Annotated in this window: 14 protein-coding genes; 9 read left to right on the forward strand and 5 right to left on the reverse strand. The window is 65.9% G+C overall.

Annotated elements, in window-relative coordinates; translation table 11 throughout:
• Positions 1–73: 73 nt before the first annotated feature.
• The gene (locus AC1DYS_RS00090) at positions 74–949 is read left to right on the forward strand and encodes an AraC family transcriptional regulator (RefSeq protein WP_477894844.1); all 876 of its coding nucleotides are present in this window, start codon (positions 74–76) and stop codon (positions 947–949) included.
• Between the two features lie 27 nt (positions 950–976).
• On the opposite strand, the gene AC1DYS_RS00095 is transcribed toward AC1DYS_RS00090, so the two are convergent.
• Together AC1DYS_RS00095 and AC1DYS_RS00100 are read right to left on the reverse strand one after the other, a co-directional pair.
• The gene (locus tag AC1DYS_RS00095) at positions 977–1,471 is read right to left on the reverse strand and encodes a GNAT family N-acetyltransferase (protein WP_477894846.1); all 495 of its coding nucleotides are present in this window, start codon (positions 1,469–1,471) and stop codon (positions 977–979) included.
• A 62-nt stretch (positions 1,472–1,533) separates the two neighbouring features.
• Positions 1,534–1,938, reverse strand: a complete 405-nt coding sequence (locus tag AC1DYS_RS00100; protein WP_477894848.1) for a YybH family protein — start codon at positions 1,936–1,938, stop codon at positions 1,534–1,536.
• Between the two features lie 397 nt (positions 1,939–2,335).
• On the opposite strand from AC1DYS_RS00100, the gene AC1DYS_RS00105 reads away from it, so the two are divergent.
• Positions 2,336–5,227, forward strand: a complete 2,892-nt coding sequence (locus AC1DYS_RS00105; protein ID WP_477894850.1) for an autotransporter family protein — start codon at positions 2,336–2,338, stop codon at positions 5,225–5,227.
• A 181-nt stretch (positions 5,228–5,408) separates the two neighbouring features.
• Here AC1DYS_RS00105 and AC1DYS_RS00110 read toward each other — a convergent pair whose 3' ends face one another.
• Both AC1DYS_RS00110 and AC1DYS_RS00115 read right to left on the reverse strand, forming a co-directional pair.
• The gene (locus AC1DYS_RS00110; protein ID WP_477894852.1) at positions 5,409–5,816 is read right to left on the reverse strand and encodes a GNAT family N-acetyltransferase; all 408 of its coding nucleotides are present in this window, start codon (positions 5,814–5,816) and stop codon (positions 5,409–5,411) included.
• Between the two features lie 615 nt (positions 5,817–6,431).
• Positions 6,432–6,881 (reverse strand): hypothetical protein, encoded by a 450-nt coding sequence (locus AC1DYS_RS00115; protein ID WP_477894854.1) that lies wholly within the window; start codon positions 6,879–6,881, stop codon positions 6,432–6,434.
• Between the two features lie 578 nt (positions 6,882–7,459).
• Between AC1DYS_RS00115 and AC1DYS_RS00120 the strand changes: the two genes are divergently transcribed.
• Complete coding sequence (locus AC1DYS_RS00120) at positions 7,460–8,653, forward strand: GGDEF domain-containing protein (protein ID WP_477894856.1); 1,194 nt, start codon at positions 7,460–7,462, stop codon at positions 8,651–8,653.
• 1 nt (position 8,654) lies between these two features.
• A complete protein-coding gene (locus AC1DYS_RS00125) occupies positions 8,655–9,491 on the forward strand; it encodes a phytanoyl-CoA dioxygenase family protein (RefSeq protein ID WP_477894858.1) in 837 nt (278 codons plus the stop codon).
• A gap of 1 nt (position 9,492) precedes the next feature.
• Here the strand turns inward: AC1DYS_RS00125 and AC1DYS_RS00130 are convergent, their stop codons facing one another.
• Positions 9,493–10,359: a LysR family transcriptional regulator gene (locus AC1DYS_RS00130; RefSeq protein WP_477894860.1), complete on the reverse strand. Its 867-nt coding sequence runs from the start codon at positions 10,357–10,359 to the stop codon at positions 9,493–9,495.
• Between the two features lie 148 nt (positions 10,360–10,507).
• Here AC1DYS_RS00130 and bla point away from each other — a divergent pair, with 148 nt between their 5' ends.
• From bla to AC1DYS_RS00155, 5 genes are all read left to right on the forward strand, one after another.
• Complete coding sequence (gene bla / locus AC1DYS_RS00135; RefSeq protein WP_477897223.1) at positions 10,508–11,356, forward strand: class A beta-lactamase; 849 nt, start codon at positions 10,508–10,510, stop codon at positions 11,354–11,356.
• A gap of 150 nt (positions 11,357–11,506) precedes the next feature.
• On the forward strand, positions 11,507–13,738 hold the full coding sequence (locus AC1DYS_RS00140; protein WP_477894862.1) for a hybrid sensor histidine kinase/response regulator: 2,232 nt from the start codon (positions 11,507–11,509) through the stop codon (positions 13,736–13,738).
• A gap of 159 nt (positions 13,739–13,897) precedes the next feature.
• Positions 13,898–14,197, forward strand: coding sequence for a hypothetical protein (locus AC1DYS_RS00145; protein WP_477894864.1), 300 nt, complete (start codon positions 13,898–13,900; stop codon positions 14,195–14,197).
• A 335-nt stretch (positions 14,198–14,532) separates the two neighbouring features.
• Entirely contained in the window at positions 14,533–14,859 is a 327-nt protein-coding gene (locus AC1DYS_RS00150; protein WP_477894866.1) for an ArsR/SmtB family transcription factor, read from the forward strand.
• A 19-nt stretch (positions 14,860–14,878) separates the two neighbouring features.
• On the forward strand, positions 14,879–15,376 hold the full coding sequence (locus AC1DYS_RS00155) for an ArsI/CadI family heavy metal resistance metalloenzyme (RefSeq protein ID WP_477894868.1): 498 nt from the start codon (positions 14,879–14,881) through the stop codon (positions 15,374–15,376).
• Positions 15,377–15,380: the final 4 nt, after the last annotated feature.

A 15,380-nucleotide genomic window follows, 5' to 3' on the forward strand; every position in this document is an offset into this window, starting at 1 on the left:
ACAGGTCTCATGCGCAGCCGGTCTGGATTCTCAACAATCGCGCGCACGACGGTTCCGTGTCTGGAGTTGAACGATGAACACCTCGATTGCCAACGAAGCGCCGCGCGACGGCTTTCGCATCCACCACATGCCAGTCAGCGATTCGCTGAAAGGCCTGGTCACGACCTTGATGGCGGTGGAGGTCGAGGTGAGCGGGCGCATTCCCTTTGCCATCGCGCCGCACGACTCGGTGATGCTCAGCGTGCAGTTCGGCCGCTCGGCCGACTGCATCGAGGCCAAGGGCGAGCACGGACACAACACCCGCGTCACCGGCATCCGCCGCTGGCGGGGCAGCTTCATCGGCGCGGGTGATTGCGTGTCGCTCTTTGCCATGCTCACGCCGCTGGGCGCGGTGCGCCTGCTGGAGAGCCAGCCGCTCGACGGCGTGCCGCGCATTCGTGCGCGCGTGGCCGAGCTGCTCGACCAGCGCATCACGCGCCAGCTCGAATCGGCCCTCGCCCTCGCGTCGGGGCTTGAAGGCAAGCTGCACACGCTCGCGAAGTGGTTCGACGACCGCGCCTTCGAGCGGCGCGAGCAATCCACCGCGGCACTGCGCGCCGGCCGTGCCGCCATGCGGCTGTGCGCCGAGCCCGGCACCGAGGTGGAGTCTCTCGCCGACGCCGAACATGTGTCGCGCCGCCAGCTGGAGCGCGATTTCTCGCATTACCTCGGCACCTCGCCACGGCACCTGGCGCAGGTGGCGCGGGTGCAGTGGGTGTCGCGCCGCGCACGCTCGGGCGCGTCACTCGCCGACATCGCAGCCGATGTGGGCTTCTCCGACCAGGCCCACATGTCACGCTCGATCCGCCAGATGACCGGGCTCACGCCGCGCGACTTCGTCCGGCCACGGCAAACGCCGATGGCCTCAGCTTTCCGCGCGGCGACCGGCGGGCGGACGGTGTATCTCTGAACGCTTCGTTTTCGCCCGAAGGAGCGATCAGGCCGCCAGCTGCTTGAACATCACCAGCGCATCGACGAACCCCAGGCGCTGGTGGCGAAACGCTCCGGGCAGCCGGCCGACGACCGAGAAGCCGAGCTTCTCCCACAAGCGCACCGCGCGCTCGTTGGTCGAGACCACGAGATTGAACTGCATGGACCGGAAGCCCATGGCAAGCGCCTGGGCCTGCGAGTGTTCGCACAAGGCAGAAGCAATGCCCTGCCCCTGCGCTTCAGGCGCCACGACGTAGCCGCAGTTGCACACATGGGCACCCAGGCCGGGCTGGTTGGGCTTGATGAAGTAGGTGCCGAGAACGGCGCCTGCATCCGAACAGGCCACGAAAGTGGCCGCAGGCAGCTCGATCCACGCCTTGTGGATGTCGGCCTCCGTGCTCGCAGGGTCGAACGAATACGTGTCGCCGGCCTGGAAGGTGCGCTGCAGGATGGGCCAGACGGATGACCAGTCGGCCGCTTGGTACTTTCGGATGGTGTGCATGTCGAATGGTGCCGGTAAAAGCGCTGAGCTGGACTGTGCCTGAGTGAGGGCCGTCTCGGTCGTCACCGGCCCGCTTGCTCCGGTGGCCCCAGCAGATTGGCGTCGCGCGCCAACAGCCACTTGCCGTCCACCTTCTTGAACACTGTGAGTGCGTGCCCGGTGCGCGTGCTGGGGGCCGAGCCGTCCGGCGGTGTGCCGACGACCTTCAGCTTCGCCCAGGCGAATGCCATGTCGCCATTCACCTGCACTTCCTGGATCTCGCTGGAGCCGTCGAACTTGGGCGCAGTATGGGCGGCTTGCGCTTTCGCGCCGGCCTCGAAGTCGGCCTTGCGCATGGGCGCCTTGCCAGGGACCAGAAAGACAACGTCGTCGGTCATCAGGCTCAGGATCGTGGTGACGTCTCCGGCCTTGGAGGCGCTCATCCAAGTCGACACGAGACGGCGGATTTCGGTTTCGTCTGGGGACATCGTGGCTCCTTTCGGCTTTGTGGCGTGATTGAACGTGCGATTGGATTGATCGATCTCAGCGGCCCGAGTTGGACCCGGCGCGGCGGCTCAAGTTTCCGCGCGGCGGCTGCGAAGGGCAACCGGCTTGACGACTTCGGGCACGTGAACTGGCGGGGCGAGCCTCGTGCGAAGAAATCACGCCACAACGGTGTCATTCAGCACGGTCGCAGCATCGAGCACTGATTGGTAAGGCCAGCGTCATGACGGCTGGGCGTGCTCTCGCAAGAATGCCGCGCGGCTTGGTTTCGGCCGCAGGGTCGACGCGGTGGCGGCATGGCTGCGCGCCTTTTCATCGACAGATCGGGCGCCGCACGGCAGCCCTGCCTTCCCCATCAAGACAGCATCGAACGGACGCCGAATGAAGCACCACCCCCTTGACCATCGAAATGCGCAACGGCGCATCCATCCGATCGCCCGTGCCGTGCGCAAGTTCTTCAGGCCGGACGGCGACCACGCACACACCCCCGCCATGGCGATGGCCTTGCTTGCACTGACGGCGGGCCTGGCACCAGGTGCCGCGCAAGCCGCTTGCATCACCGCCGCGGGCGCATCGCTGCAAGCCGACGCGGGCTCGACCTGCGTGGCCGCGGGCAGCTACAGCGGTGCCGGCGTCAGCAGCGGCGGCGGCGCACTCACGTCGCTGACCGGCGGCGTGATCAACGCCACGAGTTCATTGACGCTGCCGCTGGCGCAGAACGGCCTGACCGGCGCCTTCGCGTCCGGTATCGGCTCGCAGATCAATCTGCAAGCGGGTGCCATCCTCGGCAAGACCGGCTCGGGCACCGGCCTGTCCGGCCTGCGCGCGATCGGCGGCGGGGCGATCACCGTCGACGGGCCGCTGACGATCACCCTGCCGAACGGGTCGGGCAACCACGGCGTTCTCGTGCAAGACAGCGGCAGCCTCATCACGCTGAACGGGCCTGTCGACATCACGATGGGCAGCGGAGCTGCCTTTTCGCCAGGCATGCGTGCCAGTGCCGGCGCTGCACTCGTTGCCAACGGTGACGTGACCGTCCACACGGCAGGCGACTCGCGCTCGGACGCGATCGCGGCCGACAACTCGGCCCAGGTCACCTTGAACGGTGCCTTGGGCCTCACGACCAGCGGCCTCCAGGCCTCGGGGTTGAAGGTCACGAGCGCGGCCAGCATCAACTACAACGGGTCGGCCACCATCGATGTCAGCGGTGTCAACGGCTCGGGCATCCGTGCCGTGACCGCAGGTGTCGTGAATGCCGGCGCCTCATCAACGACATCGATCAACGTGAGCGGCATCAATGGTGCCGGCGTCTCGTCGCGAGATGCCGGCTCGCAGGTGAACCTGGCCGGCGCCACGCGCATCGACGTCACAGGTGCGACCCAGGCCAACTTCCCGAGCGGCAACCTCGAACCCTTTGCGGCCGGCCTGCTGTCCGATGCAGGCGGCGCCATCACGGTCAGCGGCGCGCTGCAACTGAACACCACCGACGCGACCAGCTACGGCGCGCTGCTGCTGCGCGATGACACCAGCGTGACGGCAAGCGGCGGCGGCACGGTCCGCACGGCGGGCGTCGCGCTCGGCTTCTCGTCCGGCGCGAACCAGAACGCGAGCCTCAACGGCTTCGACATCGGCAACACCTCGGGCGATTTGATCCAGGTCGACGCGGCCACGGGTAGCGCGCTGACGCTGAGCAACAGCTTGGCCGCGGCAGTCTCCGGGACCCGGCTGCTGAGCGTCAGCAACGGCAGCAGCTTCACGCTCAACGCCGACAACAGCCGCCTGAGCGGCAGCATCGCGGCGGATGCCAGCAGCAGCGTCGCCGTGAACCTGCGCAATGCCTCCCGCCTGAGCGGCGCCATCAGTGGCGCGGCGCTGAACGTCGACGCCACCAGCGGCTGGACGATGACCGAGAGCTCCACGCTGAACCAGCTGACGCTGGCCGGCGGCGTCACGTTCCAGGCACCCGCCACCACCTTCACTCCGCGCACCTTGACCGTCAACGGCAATTGGGTCGGACAGGGCGGCACGGTGCAGCTGAACACCTCGCTGGGCGGATCGGATTCGGCAACCGACCGGGTCGTCATCAGCAGTGGCGCGGCCAGCGGCCACACCACGCTGCAGGTTCGCAATGTCGATGGGCTGGGCGCGGCCACGGCAGGCGACGGCATCCTGCTCGTCGACGCAGTCAATGGTGGAACGACGACGGCACAGACGAGCAAGGACGCGTTCTCGCTGGCCAACGGCCACGTGGACGCGGGCGCCTACGAGTACCGGCTGTATGCGGCCGATGCCAACGGCGCCGGCGAGAACTGGTACCTGCGCTCGGCGTACCGCGCCGAAGTGCCGCTGGCGACGGCACTCCCCGCGCAGCTGCGCCAGGCCGATCTCGCGATGCTGGGTAACCTGCATCGCCGCCGCGGCGACGAGCCGGGCGACCGCACCGACCTCGACCGCCGCGCCTGGGCGCGCGCCGTCTACAGCGATCTCGACATCCGCCAGGGCGGCAGCGGCGACACGCGGAGCCTCGGCCACATGAGCGGCCTGCAGGTTGGTACCGACCTGCTCGCCGACGGCACTTGGCGCGCCGGCCTCTACGCCGGTTTTCTCGACGGCGCGGCCGACGTGAGCGGCAATGCGCGCGGCAGCACCGGCAGCGTCGGCAACAACGCACTGCTGTCGCGCTACCTCGGTGGCTATGCCACCTGGGCCGGCGCCAGCGGCGCGTATGCCGATGCCGTCCTTCAGGCCGGCAATCACCGCTACACCCTGAGACCGGACGGCGCAGCGAACGCATCGGGAAAGGCCGGCGGCCTCACGGTCTCGCTCGAAGCAGGCACATCGTTCCCGCTGAACGAAACTTGGAGCCTCGAGCCCCAGGCACAGCTGATCCACCAGCACTCGCACGTCAACGACGTGCAGATCAGTGGCGCGACCATCCAGCAACGCGCCACCGACGGCACCGTCGGTCGGCTCGGCGTGCGCATCAAGAACAGCCTGCACATTGCCGCGGGTTGGGTCCAGCCCTATGCGCGCGTGAACGTCTACCGAGCCAGCGGGCACGCCGATCTCACCGACTTCGTCTCTGAAGCGACGACGACCCGCGTCGAGAGCCCGAACGGCTACAGCGCAGTCGAACTCGCCGGCGGCTTCACGCTCGCGCTGACATCCGGCGCCGCGTTCTACGGCGAGCTGGGGCGCACCTACAGTGCGGGCGGCGACGTGGACCTGAAGTCTTCGGTGCAGGGCTCTGTGGGTGTGCGCCTGCGCTGGTGAGCAGGTCGATCGCAACGTATGGCAATGCGTTCAACCACCGTCTCAACGGTGGAGTTAACGCGACGATTCAGTTCAACTCTGGATCGTCGACGTTGACCGATTCCGAGAACAGGTTCTGGGAACGGCTCCCTCGAATGTTGTTCCTGAGACGCCAAAGACGTAGACCCGCACACCAGCGTCACTACAGCGCTTTGCTCAACACCACACTGCGGTAGACCTTGCCCGGCCACCGCACAAACCCGACGTGTTTGTACCCGAGGCTGGAGTACAGACTCAGAAGGTGGCTGGCTTGTTCTGCGGTGTCCATCGCGATCTCACGGAAGCCGCGCTCGCGTGCCCACGTCTCTGACATGCCGAGCAGCGCTTTGCCAATGCCTTTGCCTTTAAAGGACGGCTCGACTCCGAATTGATGCACGGCCGCTACGCCAGGTTTGGTGAAGTACTCGCAGTCATTGGTTTCATACGTCGGTTTGACCACGATCGTTCCGGCCAACGAGCCCGACCACTCGGCGATGTAGCACTGCCCACCTTCTATCCGCTTGGCCGTGACTTCCGGCGTCTGATCGACTGCCGTGTAGTTGAGGCCCATTGCGCCTAGCCGTGCGTAAGCTCGATGAAGCAACTGCGTAAGCGCGACGACCGAGTCGTTTGATGACAAGGTTCGGACTGTGAGCATCTCGGATTCCTTGTAACGCTTAAGGTTCGATTTGAGCCGCGCCGTCAGGCGTCCACATGGCGGCGTTAGATGTCATCTGCCCGATGCGCGCGGGGATGACAGAAGCCAGCGAAGCAACCACAGGGCGACGCTTGAAACCACGAAGAACAGGATGAGGCTGGACCTTGCTTCGCGAGTGAGAAGCGAGCGCAAAGCCTCGGCCTCGGCTCCGCCTGCAGTGGGCTGGCCTGAGATACCGATTTGGCCAAACTGGCGAAGCATGAGGTAAGCAGACAGGGAGTAGAGAAACACAAGACCAAGCAGAATGAAAAGCCATGGCTTTGACAAGCGGCTCCACCAAGCCCAGACGGAAAGCCCCACGAGTGAGCCGGGAAGCAGGAGCGCGACCAAAAGTGAAGCCTTCAGGAGACTCGCTGATGTCAAGGGTTACCTCTCGCGTTTGACATGCGAGGCGTCGCCCGACTTGCCAGGCAACGCCCCATCAAATGAAGGCGATAGTCGTGCATATTTCCCATGTCGCCTGCGTTCTCAGTTGTCGTAGAAGGAGACGACCCCGTTGTTGACTCGGCAGGCAAACTCGATGCGATTGCTTTGTGGAGAAGGGGTCATGTATTCGCGGTCCGGAACGATCTGCTCGAGCCATGTGGATACCGGAACACCCCCTTTGCTCTCCAGCTCGATGACGACGTTCGGCGCCTCTGGGCGGCGCAACTGCAAGGTGGCGCTGATCGGGCAAACACCGACTCCCATGTCACCTTGCGGAAGAACGGGCGCACCTCTTGGCTGCAGGAATGCATTGGGGCTGAAACCCTCTTTTGCTGGAAGTTGATAGTTGCCAAGCACACCGAGCGTGACCTTCGTCTCAAACATCGTGTCACGCTCGTTGGCCGCGCAGCCAACCCACTGACGAACCAGCGGGACCCATGTGCGGGGCAGCCCCGAACCGCCTGCTTCGCTGATCACTCGCACGTCGGTCACAGGGACTGCCCCAGGCCGGACTCGCATGCGAGCGGTGACCCAGCCGGACTTCATCGAGCCCACGTTTTCTGTAGACAGCTGTTTAGAGAGACCTGGCCCAGCCGGAGGGCACCAGTTCAAAGGGTCCTTTGACGGCCCTTCATCTGCGAAGCACATCGAGGCGAGAAGACCTGACAACAGCGCCCATGCATGTTTTCGACTCATGGAGCAACGACCGCAAATTGAACGGACGCACGCGCTCCAACAGCGATCCGGCCAACGCGCCGCTTCGAACTGGCTTTCATCCCTCTCTCCCCTTTTGACTTTGTACAAGCGGCCCCGTCTCGTTTGAACGTGTTAAGCCGCCGAATAATTTGCCGACGAAAACCGCCTCATCCGCACCGAGCTCGGGCGATTCTGGCAGCGGCCTCAGGCCCAGTCCAGCATCCGCGGCCTGCACCACCCAATTCACAAGGCGCTCGGCGCAGCCCAGCCGGTGATAATCCCGCCACGCTTTTGCCCACCTCATCAGCGGGCGCGGCCGCTCGATGTGTCGCGTGCCATGACCTCCTGCGGTGGCGCAGCGCGAGCACTCAGCCATGTCTTCCAGCCCCTCTCTTGACGACCCGATCGGCGAAGCAGGCGCCCCGGCGCCGCGCTTGGGCACGCCGGGTGCGGTAGCGCGCCTGCTCCTCGGCCGTGATGCCTCTCGTCAGGGTCCGATCAAACTGACGCTGATCGCGGTGCTGGTGTATGTGCTCTTCACGCTGATCGTCGCGGTTGAAGTGCAGCTGGGGCTCATGGGGCGTGGGCCTGCCATCGTGTGGGCGGTCATCAGCCTGACGGGCATCCTCGGCTTCTACCTGCTGGTGCGCACGGGGTGGAGCGAGCGCATCAGCGCGGACCGGTCGCTCACGATGCTGCAGTCGCTCTTCGGCGTGGTGTCGACGGCGATCGGCTATGCGGTGAACCCGCCGCTGCGTGGCGCGATCATCGCCATCATGCTGCTCAACCTGATTTGGGGCATGTTCGTGCTGCGGACCCGCCAGGCATTTGCATTGTGTGCTTTTGCCTTGTGCCTGCTGGGCGCCACGATGCTGTGGCTCGGCGTGACCGACCCGGAGCGCTTCCCGCCGCGCATCGAGGTGATTCACTTTGCGTTCGCGGTCATCTTGCTGGTGTCTACCTCCGCGTTGTCGACGCAGATGGGCGCGCTTCGCAAGCGCCTCACCAATCGCAAGGTCGAGCTGCAGAACGCGCTGGACCGCATTCGAGACCTGGCGCAGACGGATGAGCTCACCAGCCTGAGCAACCGCCGTCACGTGATGGAGCTGCTCGCGGCCGAACAGCTGGTGAGCCGCCACAACGGCAAGCCGCTCGCACTGGTGCTGATCGACATCGACCACTTCAAGTTGGTCAACGACCAGCACGGCCATGCCGTCGGCGACTCGGTGCTGCGCGAGTTCTCCGCTGTCATGCGCAGCTGCTTGCGCGGCAGTGATTTTTTGGGCCGCTGGGGCGGCGAAGAGTTTCTGCTTGCAGCGCCCGACGCGACGACCGACAAGGCGGTCTCCATGGTCGAGCGCATGCATGCGGAGCTGGCCAGGGCTTCGTTCGACCACATCGTTCCCGGCCTGGGCATCACCTTCTCGGCCGGTGCCACCGAATGCGGCCCGAGCGAGAACACGTACCAGGCGATCGAGCGCGCCGACCGGGCGCTCTACCGCGCCAAGGCCAATGGCCGCAACCAGACCCAATCACTGCCACGCGACACAGACCCACTCACAGGCTGACATGCTCACATCGACTCAACGCGAACAGTTCGACCGCGACGGCTTCCTGGTGCTGCCCGGCTTCAAGAGTGCGGCCGATCTTGCCGAGGTGCGCGCCCGCGCTCAGGCGCTGGTCGACGCGTTCGAGCCCGATGGCAGCACCGGTGTGTTCTCCACGCGCAACCAGGCGCGCACGGCCGATGCAGCACTCATCGCCTCGGCCGACCAGGTGCATTGCTTCTTCGAAGAAGAGGCTTTCGATGCCGAAGGCCGACTGGTGGTGCCCAAGGAGCACGCCATCAACAAGATCGGCCATGCGTTGCACGACCTCGACCCGGTCTTCGAACGTTTCTCGCACGGCCCCGAACTCGCTGCACTGGCCAGCGATCTTGGCTTAGTCGATCCGAAGGTGTGGCAGTCGCAGGTGATCTTCAAGCAGCCGGCCATCGGCGGTGAAGTGCGCTGGCATCAGGACGCCACCTTCTTCGTCAGCACGCCGGTCAGCGTGACGACGTTCTGGTTTGCGCTCGAAGACGCGGCCGTGGACAACGGCTGCCTGTGGGCCGAGCCGGGCGGCCACCGCGGCCCGTTGCGCGAGCGCTTCGTGCGCGACGGCCAGCAGCTGAACCTCGAGGTGCTCGACCGCACCCCATGGCCCGACCAGCGTACCGCCGTGCCACTGCCGTGCGAGGCGGGCACGCTGATCGTCTTCCACGGTTTGCTGCCGCACTACAGCGCGCCCAACCGCTCGGCACGTTCGCGCCTGGCCTACACGCTGCACGCCACCGACGGCCGCACGAGCTACGCGCCGACCAACTGGTTGCAGCGACCGGTCAGTTTCCCCGTGCGTGGCTTCTGATTCACGCCGCGTCGTTCACGGCGCTCAGCAGCCACTTTCTGAACTCGCGCATCGCCGGTGACACCGGGCGCGATTTGAGGCGCGTGAGCCAGTAACGCCCGGTCGACACCTCGATGTCGAAGGGCTGCACCAGCCGCTCTTGCTGAAGCTCAGCCGCGATCATCGCCGGCGGCAGCAGCGCCACGCCCGCGCCTTGAACGGCGGCGGCGGCCATGGTGAGCGACGAGTCGAACACCGGGCCGCGCAGCAGCGGTGCGGGCACGCCGGCAACGCCGAACCAGCGCGTCCATTCATCGGCGCGGTACGAGCGCAGCAAGGTCTCGCCGGCCAAGTCGGCGGGCGACCGCAAGCGGGCGGCGAGCGCGGGGCTGCACACCGGTGACAGCGGCGCCTCCAGCAAGGCATCGACCTCGGTGCCGTGCCACGCGCCATCACCGAAGCGAATGGCGAAGTCGAGCCCTTCGCCTGCCAGGTCGACGCGGTTGTTGTTGGTCATCAACCGCAGGTCGATGAAGGGGTGCTGGCGGTGAAAGGTGTCGAGCCGCGGCATCAGCCAGCCCACGGCGAAGGTGCCCACGGCGGCGACCGTCAGCACCTCATGAAAGCGGCCGCCCTGGAACTGGTCGAGCACGGTGGCAATGCGCTCGAAGCTCTCGGTCAGCATCGGCAGCAGCGCCTGCGCTTCATCGGTGAGCGCAAGACCACGTGGCAGGCGGCGAAAGAGCGGCGTGCCGAGCCGGTCTTCGAGATTGCGCACCTGGGCGCTCACGGCGGTCTGCGTCACGTTCAGCTCGATGGCGGCGCGCGTGAAGCTCAGGTGGCGGGCCGAAACCTCGAAGGCGCGCAGTGCATTCAATGGCAGGTTCATGCCCAAGATTTTCTGCGCCTTTCCCATCGAAATCGCCGTTTGTGAGCCGATGCAGGCTTGGCTATCGTGCGCTCGGCCTTCAAAGCACACCCTCAGTTTCCACAGGAGATCGATCCCGATGAATCGACGCCATTTCAACCACCACCTCATGGCCGCCCTGGCGGCCGCCAGCCCGCTGACGAGCTTTGCTCAGCAAAAAACTGCGGCCCAGCCGCAAGCCACACGCTGGAAAGCCATCGAACAATCTGCCCAGGGCCGGCTGGGCGTGGCGGTACTCGACACGGCCGATGGCCGCATCGACGGCCACCGGCTGGATGAGCGCTTTCCGATGTGCAGCACCTTCAAGTGGCTGGCGGCAGCGCACGTGCTGCAGCGGGTCGACGCGCAGCAGGAGCAGCTCGACCGGCGCATCCGCTTCGGGCGCGAGGTGCTGGTGCCGAACTCGCCCGTCACCTCGAAGGCGGCTGGCGGCGAAGGCCTCACGCTGGCCGAGCTGTGTGAAGCCACCATCACCGTGAGCGACAACGCGGCAGGCAACCTGATCCTCAAGAGCTACGGCGGCCCGGCGGCACTGACGCGCTATGCCCGCACGCTCGGCGACACGAAGACGCGGCTCGACCGCTGGGAGCCCGAACTCAACGAAGCCCGGCCCGGCGACCCGCGCGACACCACCACCCCACGCGCGATGACTGCGGCGCTGCGGGCCACCCTGGTCGGCGATGCCTTGTCTGCCGCCAGCCGCGAGCAGTTGCGCCGCTGGATGGAAGCGACCCGAACCGACGTGAAGCGCCTGCGCGCCGACCTGCCCGACGACTGGCACCTGGCCAGCAAGACCGGCACGGGTGCGCGCGGCAGCACCAACAACGTGGGCGTGTTCTGGCCGCCGGGGCGCCCGCCCATCGTGGTGGCCGTGTACCTGACCGAAGCGCATGCCGACGAGGCGGCGCGCAACGCGGCGGTGGCCCAGGTGGCGCATGTGGTGACGTCGGGCGGATGACATTGGCGGGTGGGGCGACTAACGAGGGCCGGCAGCGCCCGTCAGCCGGCCTACACGGCTCTTGAAGCGTCTCGATACGAAAGCGAACTTCGTTCAGCGACGCGCTCGCTAACAATGCCGGGGCAGCCGTCATCGCGGCTGAGGCCCGACATGAACCTTTTCCGAAACGCGAGACCCCTTCGTACCCAGCTGCTGCTGCTCGCCGGCGTCGGCCTTCTGCCGCTGGCAATTCTTGGCGCCTGGGGGCTGGCCATTCTTCTGCAGTACCAGACGGATGAGGTGGAGCGCAGCACGCTGGCCGTTTCGCGGGCGCTTGCGAGTGCAGTCGAATCGGAGCACCTGGCCACGATCACCGTGCTGAATGGCCTGTCGGACGTCGCGCCTCTGAGGGACGGCAACATCCAGGGCTTCTATGCGGTGGCGAAGTCGGCTGTCCAGGCTCGCAGCAACTGGACGGGCATGGAGCTGCTCGACAAGAACGGCAAGGTCTTGTTCCGAACCAGTGAGCCCTATGGTGAGAGCAAGCCCGACGAGGCGGACAGTGCCTCATTGAAGGCAGTGATCGAAACCCGGAAGCCCGTGGTGGGCAGCTTGCAGCGCGGCGAGGGCGGGCAGCTCGAGTTCGATGTGCGGGTGCCGGTGCTTCGCCAGGGAGAGCTTGCCTACGTGGTGACGGCGGTGGTTACGCCGGATCGCATCGTCGACATTCTCTCGCGGCAAAAAGGGCCCAAGGACTGGGTCATGTCGGTCTTCGACGGGGCCGGGCTGCGGGTGGCGCGATCGCGGGATCACGAGCACACGATCGGCACCCGCGCGGTGCCGTCGCTCGCCAAGCTGCTGAGCCCCGGTCTCGCCGAGGGGACGGGCATCACCTCGACCGTCGAAGGAGAGACAGTGTTCACCGGCTACAGCCGCGTGAACGGGCTCGACTGGATGGTCGTGGCCGGCGCCCCGCAGTCCAACATGATCGCGGTGGCGTTGACTTCGGGCACCACCTTCGCGATGGGCGTGCTCGCATCCCTGATTGCCTGCGTGCTGCTGGCGCTCTACCAGGCGCGCCGCATCCTGGACCCGATCGAGGCCATCGGCAGCCAGGCCGCCTTGTTGCGCGAAGGCAAGCCGGTCAGCATCCAGGCGAGCGAGATCCCCGAGCTGGACGACATGGGGCATGCGCTCGCCGCAGCCTCGGCCGATCGCGAGGCACTGATCCGCTCGCAGGCCGAGGCCTTGCAGCGCGCCGAAGAAGCCTCTCGCGTGAAGGATGAGTTTCTCGCCGTGCTCGGCCACGAGCTGCGCAACCCGCTGGCGCCCATCGTCAGCGCCATGCATTTGATGGACATGAAGGCCGACGCGTCGACCGCGAAAGAACGCCGCATCGTTCGCCGCCAGGTCGACCACATGAAGCGCCTGGTCGACGACCTGCTCGACATCTCGCGCGTGACGCGCAGGCAGCTCGAGATTCGGCGCGAGGCGGTGGACATCGGCGTGGTCGTCGAGCGTTCGCTCGAGGCCGTGCTCACGGTCGCACCCAAGCTGCTGGAGTCGACCCAGGTCACCGGCCCACAGCGAGCCACCTTTGTGCTCGGGGATGAGTTGCGCCTGGTGCAGGTCTTCAGCAACCTGCTGACGAACGCGATCAAGTTCGACACCTCGCGCCGACTGATCGTCACCATCGATGCGAGAGAAGCAGAAGAAGGCAAGAGCGAGGTGACGGTGTCCATCCGCGATCACGGCACCGGCATGGACCCGGCAGTGGTTGCGCGGATCTTCGAGCCGTTCTACCAGGCGCCGCAATCCATCGAGCGGTCATCCGGCGGGCTGGGCCTCGGCCTGGCCATCGTGAAGGGCATCGTCGAGGCGCATGGCGGGCGCGTCACCGCATCGAGCGATGGTGTCGGCCTGGGCAGCACCGTGTCGGTCGTCTTGCCGATCATGAATTTCGCGACGCCCGCCCCACTGCCGGCGGGTGGCGAGCACAGCGTTCGTGTGACGGCCAACGCCAATGACAAAGAGGGCGTGCGCGTGCTGCTGGTCGACGACAACCGGGATGCGGCCGACTCGACAGCCGATCTGTTGAAGCTGAGCGGCTTCGAGGTCACGGTCGTTTACCGGCCGAGCGACGCGCTGGCCTTGCTGGCCGACTTCAAGCCCGATGTCGCGCTGCTCGACATCGGGCTGCCGGAGATGGACGGGTACGAACTCGCGCGGCGCATCCATGCCTCGGCGGCCGGCGTCTCGTGCCGCCTGATCGCCGTGACGGGCTACGGGAAAGAGAACGACAAGAAGCTGGCGCGCGAAGCGGGCTTCGACCGGCATCTCTCCAAACCCGTCGAACCCGATGCATTGCTCGCGGCGATCGATGAACTCTTGGTGAAGACCTGAGCGGCACAGGGCGCGAGGTCGGCGACGAACAACACATCGTCGGCACATTGTTGCGGCATTGGCAACGCTCTCTTGGATTTGGCGGGCGCTTGAAGCATCCAGAAGCGGAATCACCTACTTAGTCCCGCGCCTTCAACGGTGCACTCTGACCTTAATGCCATGAACCGCTTCATTCGCCAATCCGCCGCCGCCCTGTCACTCGCTGCCGTCTTCGCACCCAGCGCTTTCGCTCAAGCCACTGGAGGCCCTGCATTCTTCGAACAGCAGCGCGCACAGAGCGTCGTGACCAACGTTCAATCGGTCTCCGACGCGCAGCCCGGCCCCTATGCCCAGTACCTGATGAGCGTCAACGGCCTCAGCAAGGAAGAAGCGCTGCGCAGCGCTCGCGGTATCGACCGTGGTCAAGCTGCTGCGACCGCCAAGTACGTCAAGGTTCGTCGCGACCGCGCTCCTTCGTGATCGCACTCCAGCCACCGGCGCGCACCCCACGCCGGTGGTGATGGTCATCCAGCCATCGGCCCTTCTCGGCCGCTGAAGGCCAGCACCCGCGAAGGCATTCGGCCTCTCGCCGTCGCTACCCTGTGCCCGCTTCGCATCGGCCCAGGAGCCCCCCTTCCAAGAAACAACGCCAGACACGTCGCTTTAAAGCTGCGTTGGCGATAGCGCGAGCTGACGCTCGAAGCGCTGCAGCCGCCGGGATGGCGGGCTGAGCCACCAACCCTTCGTGAGTGGCGTTGCAGGCTCTGTGAAATTTATCGCTTGAATAGTTCGACTATTCTCGTATAGTAGTCTTCATGACAGAAGACCAAGTGATCAAAGCCCTGGCCGCATTGGCCCACCCCGTGCGACTCAAGGTATTCCGTGCCCTGGTGGTCTCCGGCCCGAGCGGGCTTACGCCGGGCGTGATTCAAGAAGGCCTGGGCATCCCCGCCACCACGCTGTCGTTCCACCTCAAGGAACTGTCGACTGCGGGCCTCGCCAGCGTCGAGCGCTCCAGCCGCACGCTGGTGTACCGCGCGGCCTACGAGCAGATGAACGGTCTTCTGGGCTACCTCACCGAGAACTGTTGCCAGGGCTCGCAATGCGCCGTCGACGAGGCGGCACCTGCGTGCAAATGTTGAACCTCAACCGGAGAATCCGATGAAGCGATTTCATGTTCATGCCCACGTCGAAGACATCGCCACCAGCGTCGCCTTCTATTCAAAGATGTTCGCAGCCGAGCCCACGCGCGTCGAGAGCGACTACGCCAAGTGGATGCTCGAAGACCCGCGCATCAACTTCGCCATCTCCACCCGCGGCGGCAAGACCGGTGTCGACCACCTGGGCATCCAGACCGACACCGAAGAAGAGCTCGTCGAGCTGAAGGCCCAGGCCGAAGCGGCGGACATGAGCTTGCTCGATGTCGGCGAGACCTCGTGCTGCTACGCCCGCAGCGACAAGTACTGGCTCACCGATCCGCAAGGCATTGCGTGGGAGCAGTTCCACACGCTGGGCAACATCCCCGTGTTCAGCGAGAAGGCACCCGAGGCCGAGGCACCGGCTGAGGCTTCAGCTTCAGCCTGCTGCGCCGGTGCGGCACCGCGTGGCAAACCCGTGCCCATCGCAGTGAACGCGGCACCGGCCGCGCGCTGCTGCTGAAGGC

It is taken from the genome of Rhizobacter sp. P2_G4 (assembly GCF_056403575.1).

Coding starts and splice junctions, on each gene's coding strand:
- AC1DYS_RS00090 (WP_477894844.1), top strand. CDS start 74: ATGAACACCTCGATTGCCAACGAAGCGCCGCGCGACGGCTTTCGCATC.
- AC1DYS_RS00095 (WP_477894846.1), bottom strand. CDS start 1,471: ATGCACACCATCCGAAAGTACCAAGCGGCCGACTGGTCATCCGTCTGG.
- AC1DYS_RS00100 (WP_477894848.1), bottom strand. CDS start 1,938: ATGTCCCCAGACGAAACCGAAATCCGCCGTCTCGTGTCGACTTGGATG.
- AC1DYS_RS00105 (WP_477894850.1), top strand. CDS start 2,336: ATGAAGCACCACCCCCTTGACCATCGAAATGCGCAACGGCGCATCCAT.
- AC1DYS_RS00110 (WP_477894852.1), bottom strand. CDS start 5,816: ATGGGCCTCAACTACACGGCAGTCGATCAGACGCCGGAAGTCACGGCC.
- AC1DYS_RS00120 (WP_477894856.1), top strand. CDS start 7,460: ATGTCTTCCAGCCCCTCTCTTGACGACCCGATCGGCGAAGCAGGCGCC.
- AC1DYS_RS00125 (WP_477894858.1), top strand. CDS start 8,655: ATGCTCACATCGACTCAACGCGAACAGTTCGACCGCGACGGCTTCCTG.
- AC1DYS_RS00130 (WP_477894860.1), bottom strand. CDS start 10,359: ATGAACCTGCCATTGAATGCACTGCGCGCCTTCGAGGTTTCGGCCCGC.
- bla (WP_477897223.1), top strand. CDS start 10,508: ATGGCCGCCCTGGCGGCCGCCAGCCCGCTGACGAGCTTTGCTCAGCAA.
- AC1DYS_RS00140 (WP_477894862.1), top strand. CDS start 11,507: ATGAACCTTTTCCGAAACGCGAGACCCCTTCGTACCCAGCTGCTGCTG.
- AC1DYS_RS00145 (WP_477894864.1), top strand. CDS start 13,898: ATGAACCGCTTCATTCGCCAATCCGCCGCCGCCCTGTCACTCGCTGCC.
- AC1DYS_RS00150 (WP_477894866.1), top strand. CDS start 14,533: ATGACAGAAGACCAAGTGATCAAAGCCCTGGCCGCATTGGCCCACCCC.
- AC1DYS_RS00155 (WP_477894868.1), top strand. CDS start 14,879: ATGAAGCGATTTCATGTTCATGCCCACGTCGAAGACATCGCCACCAGC.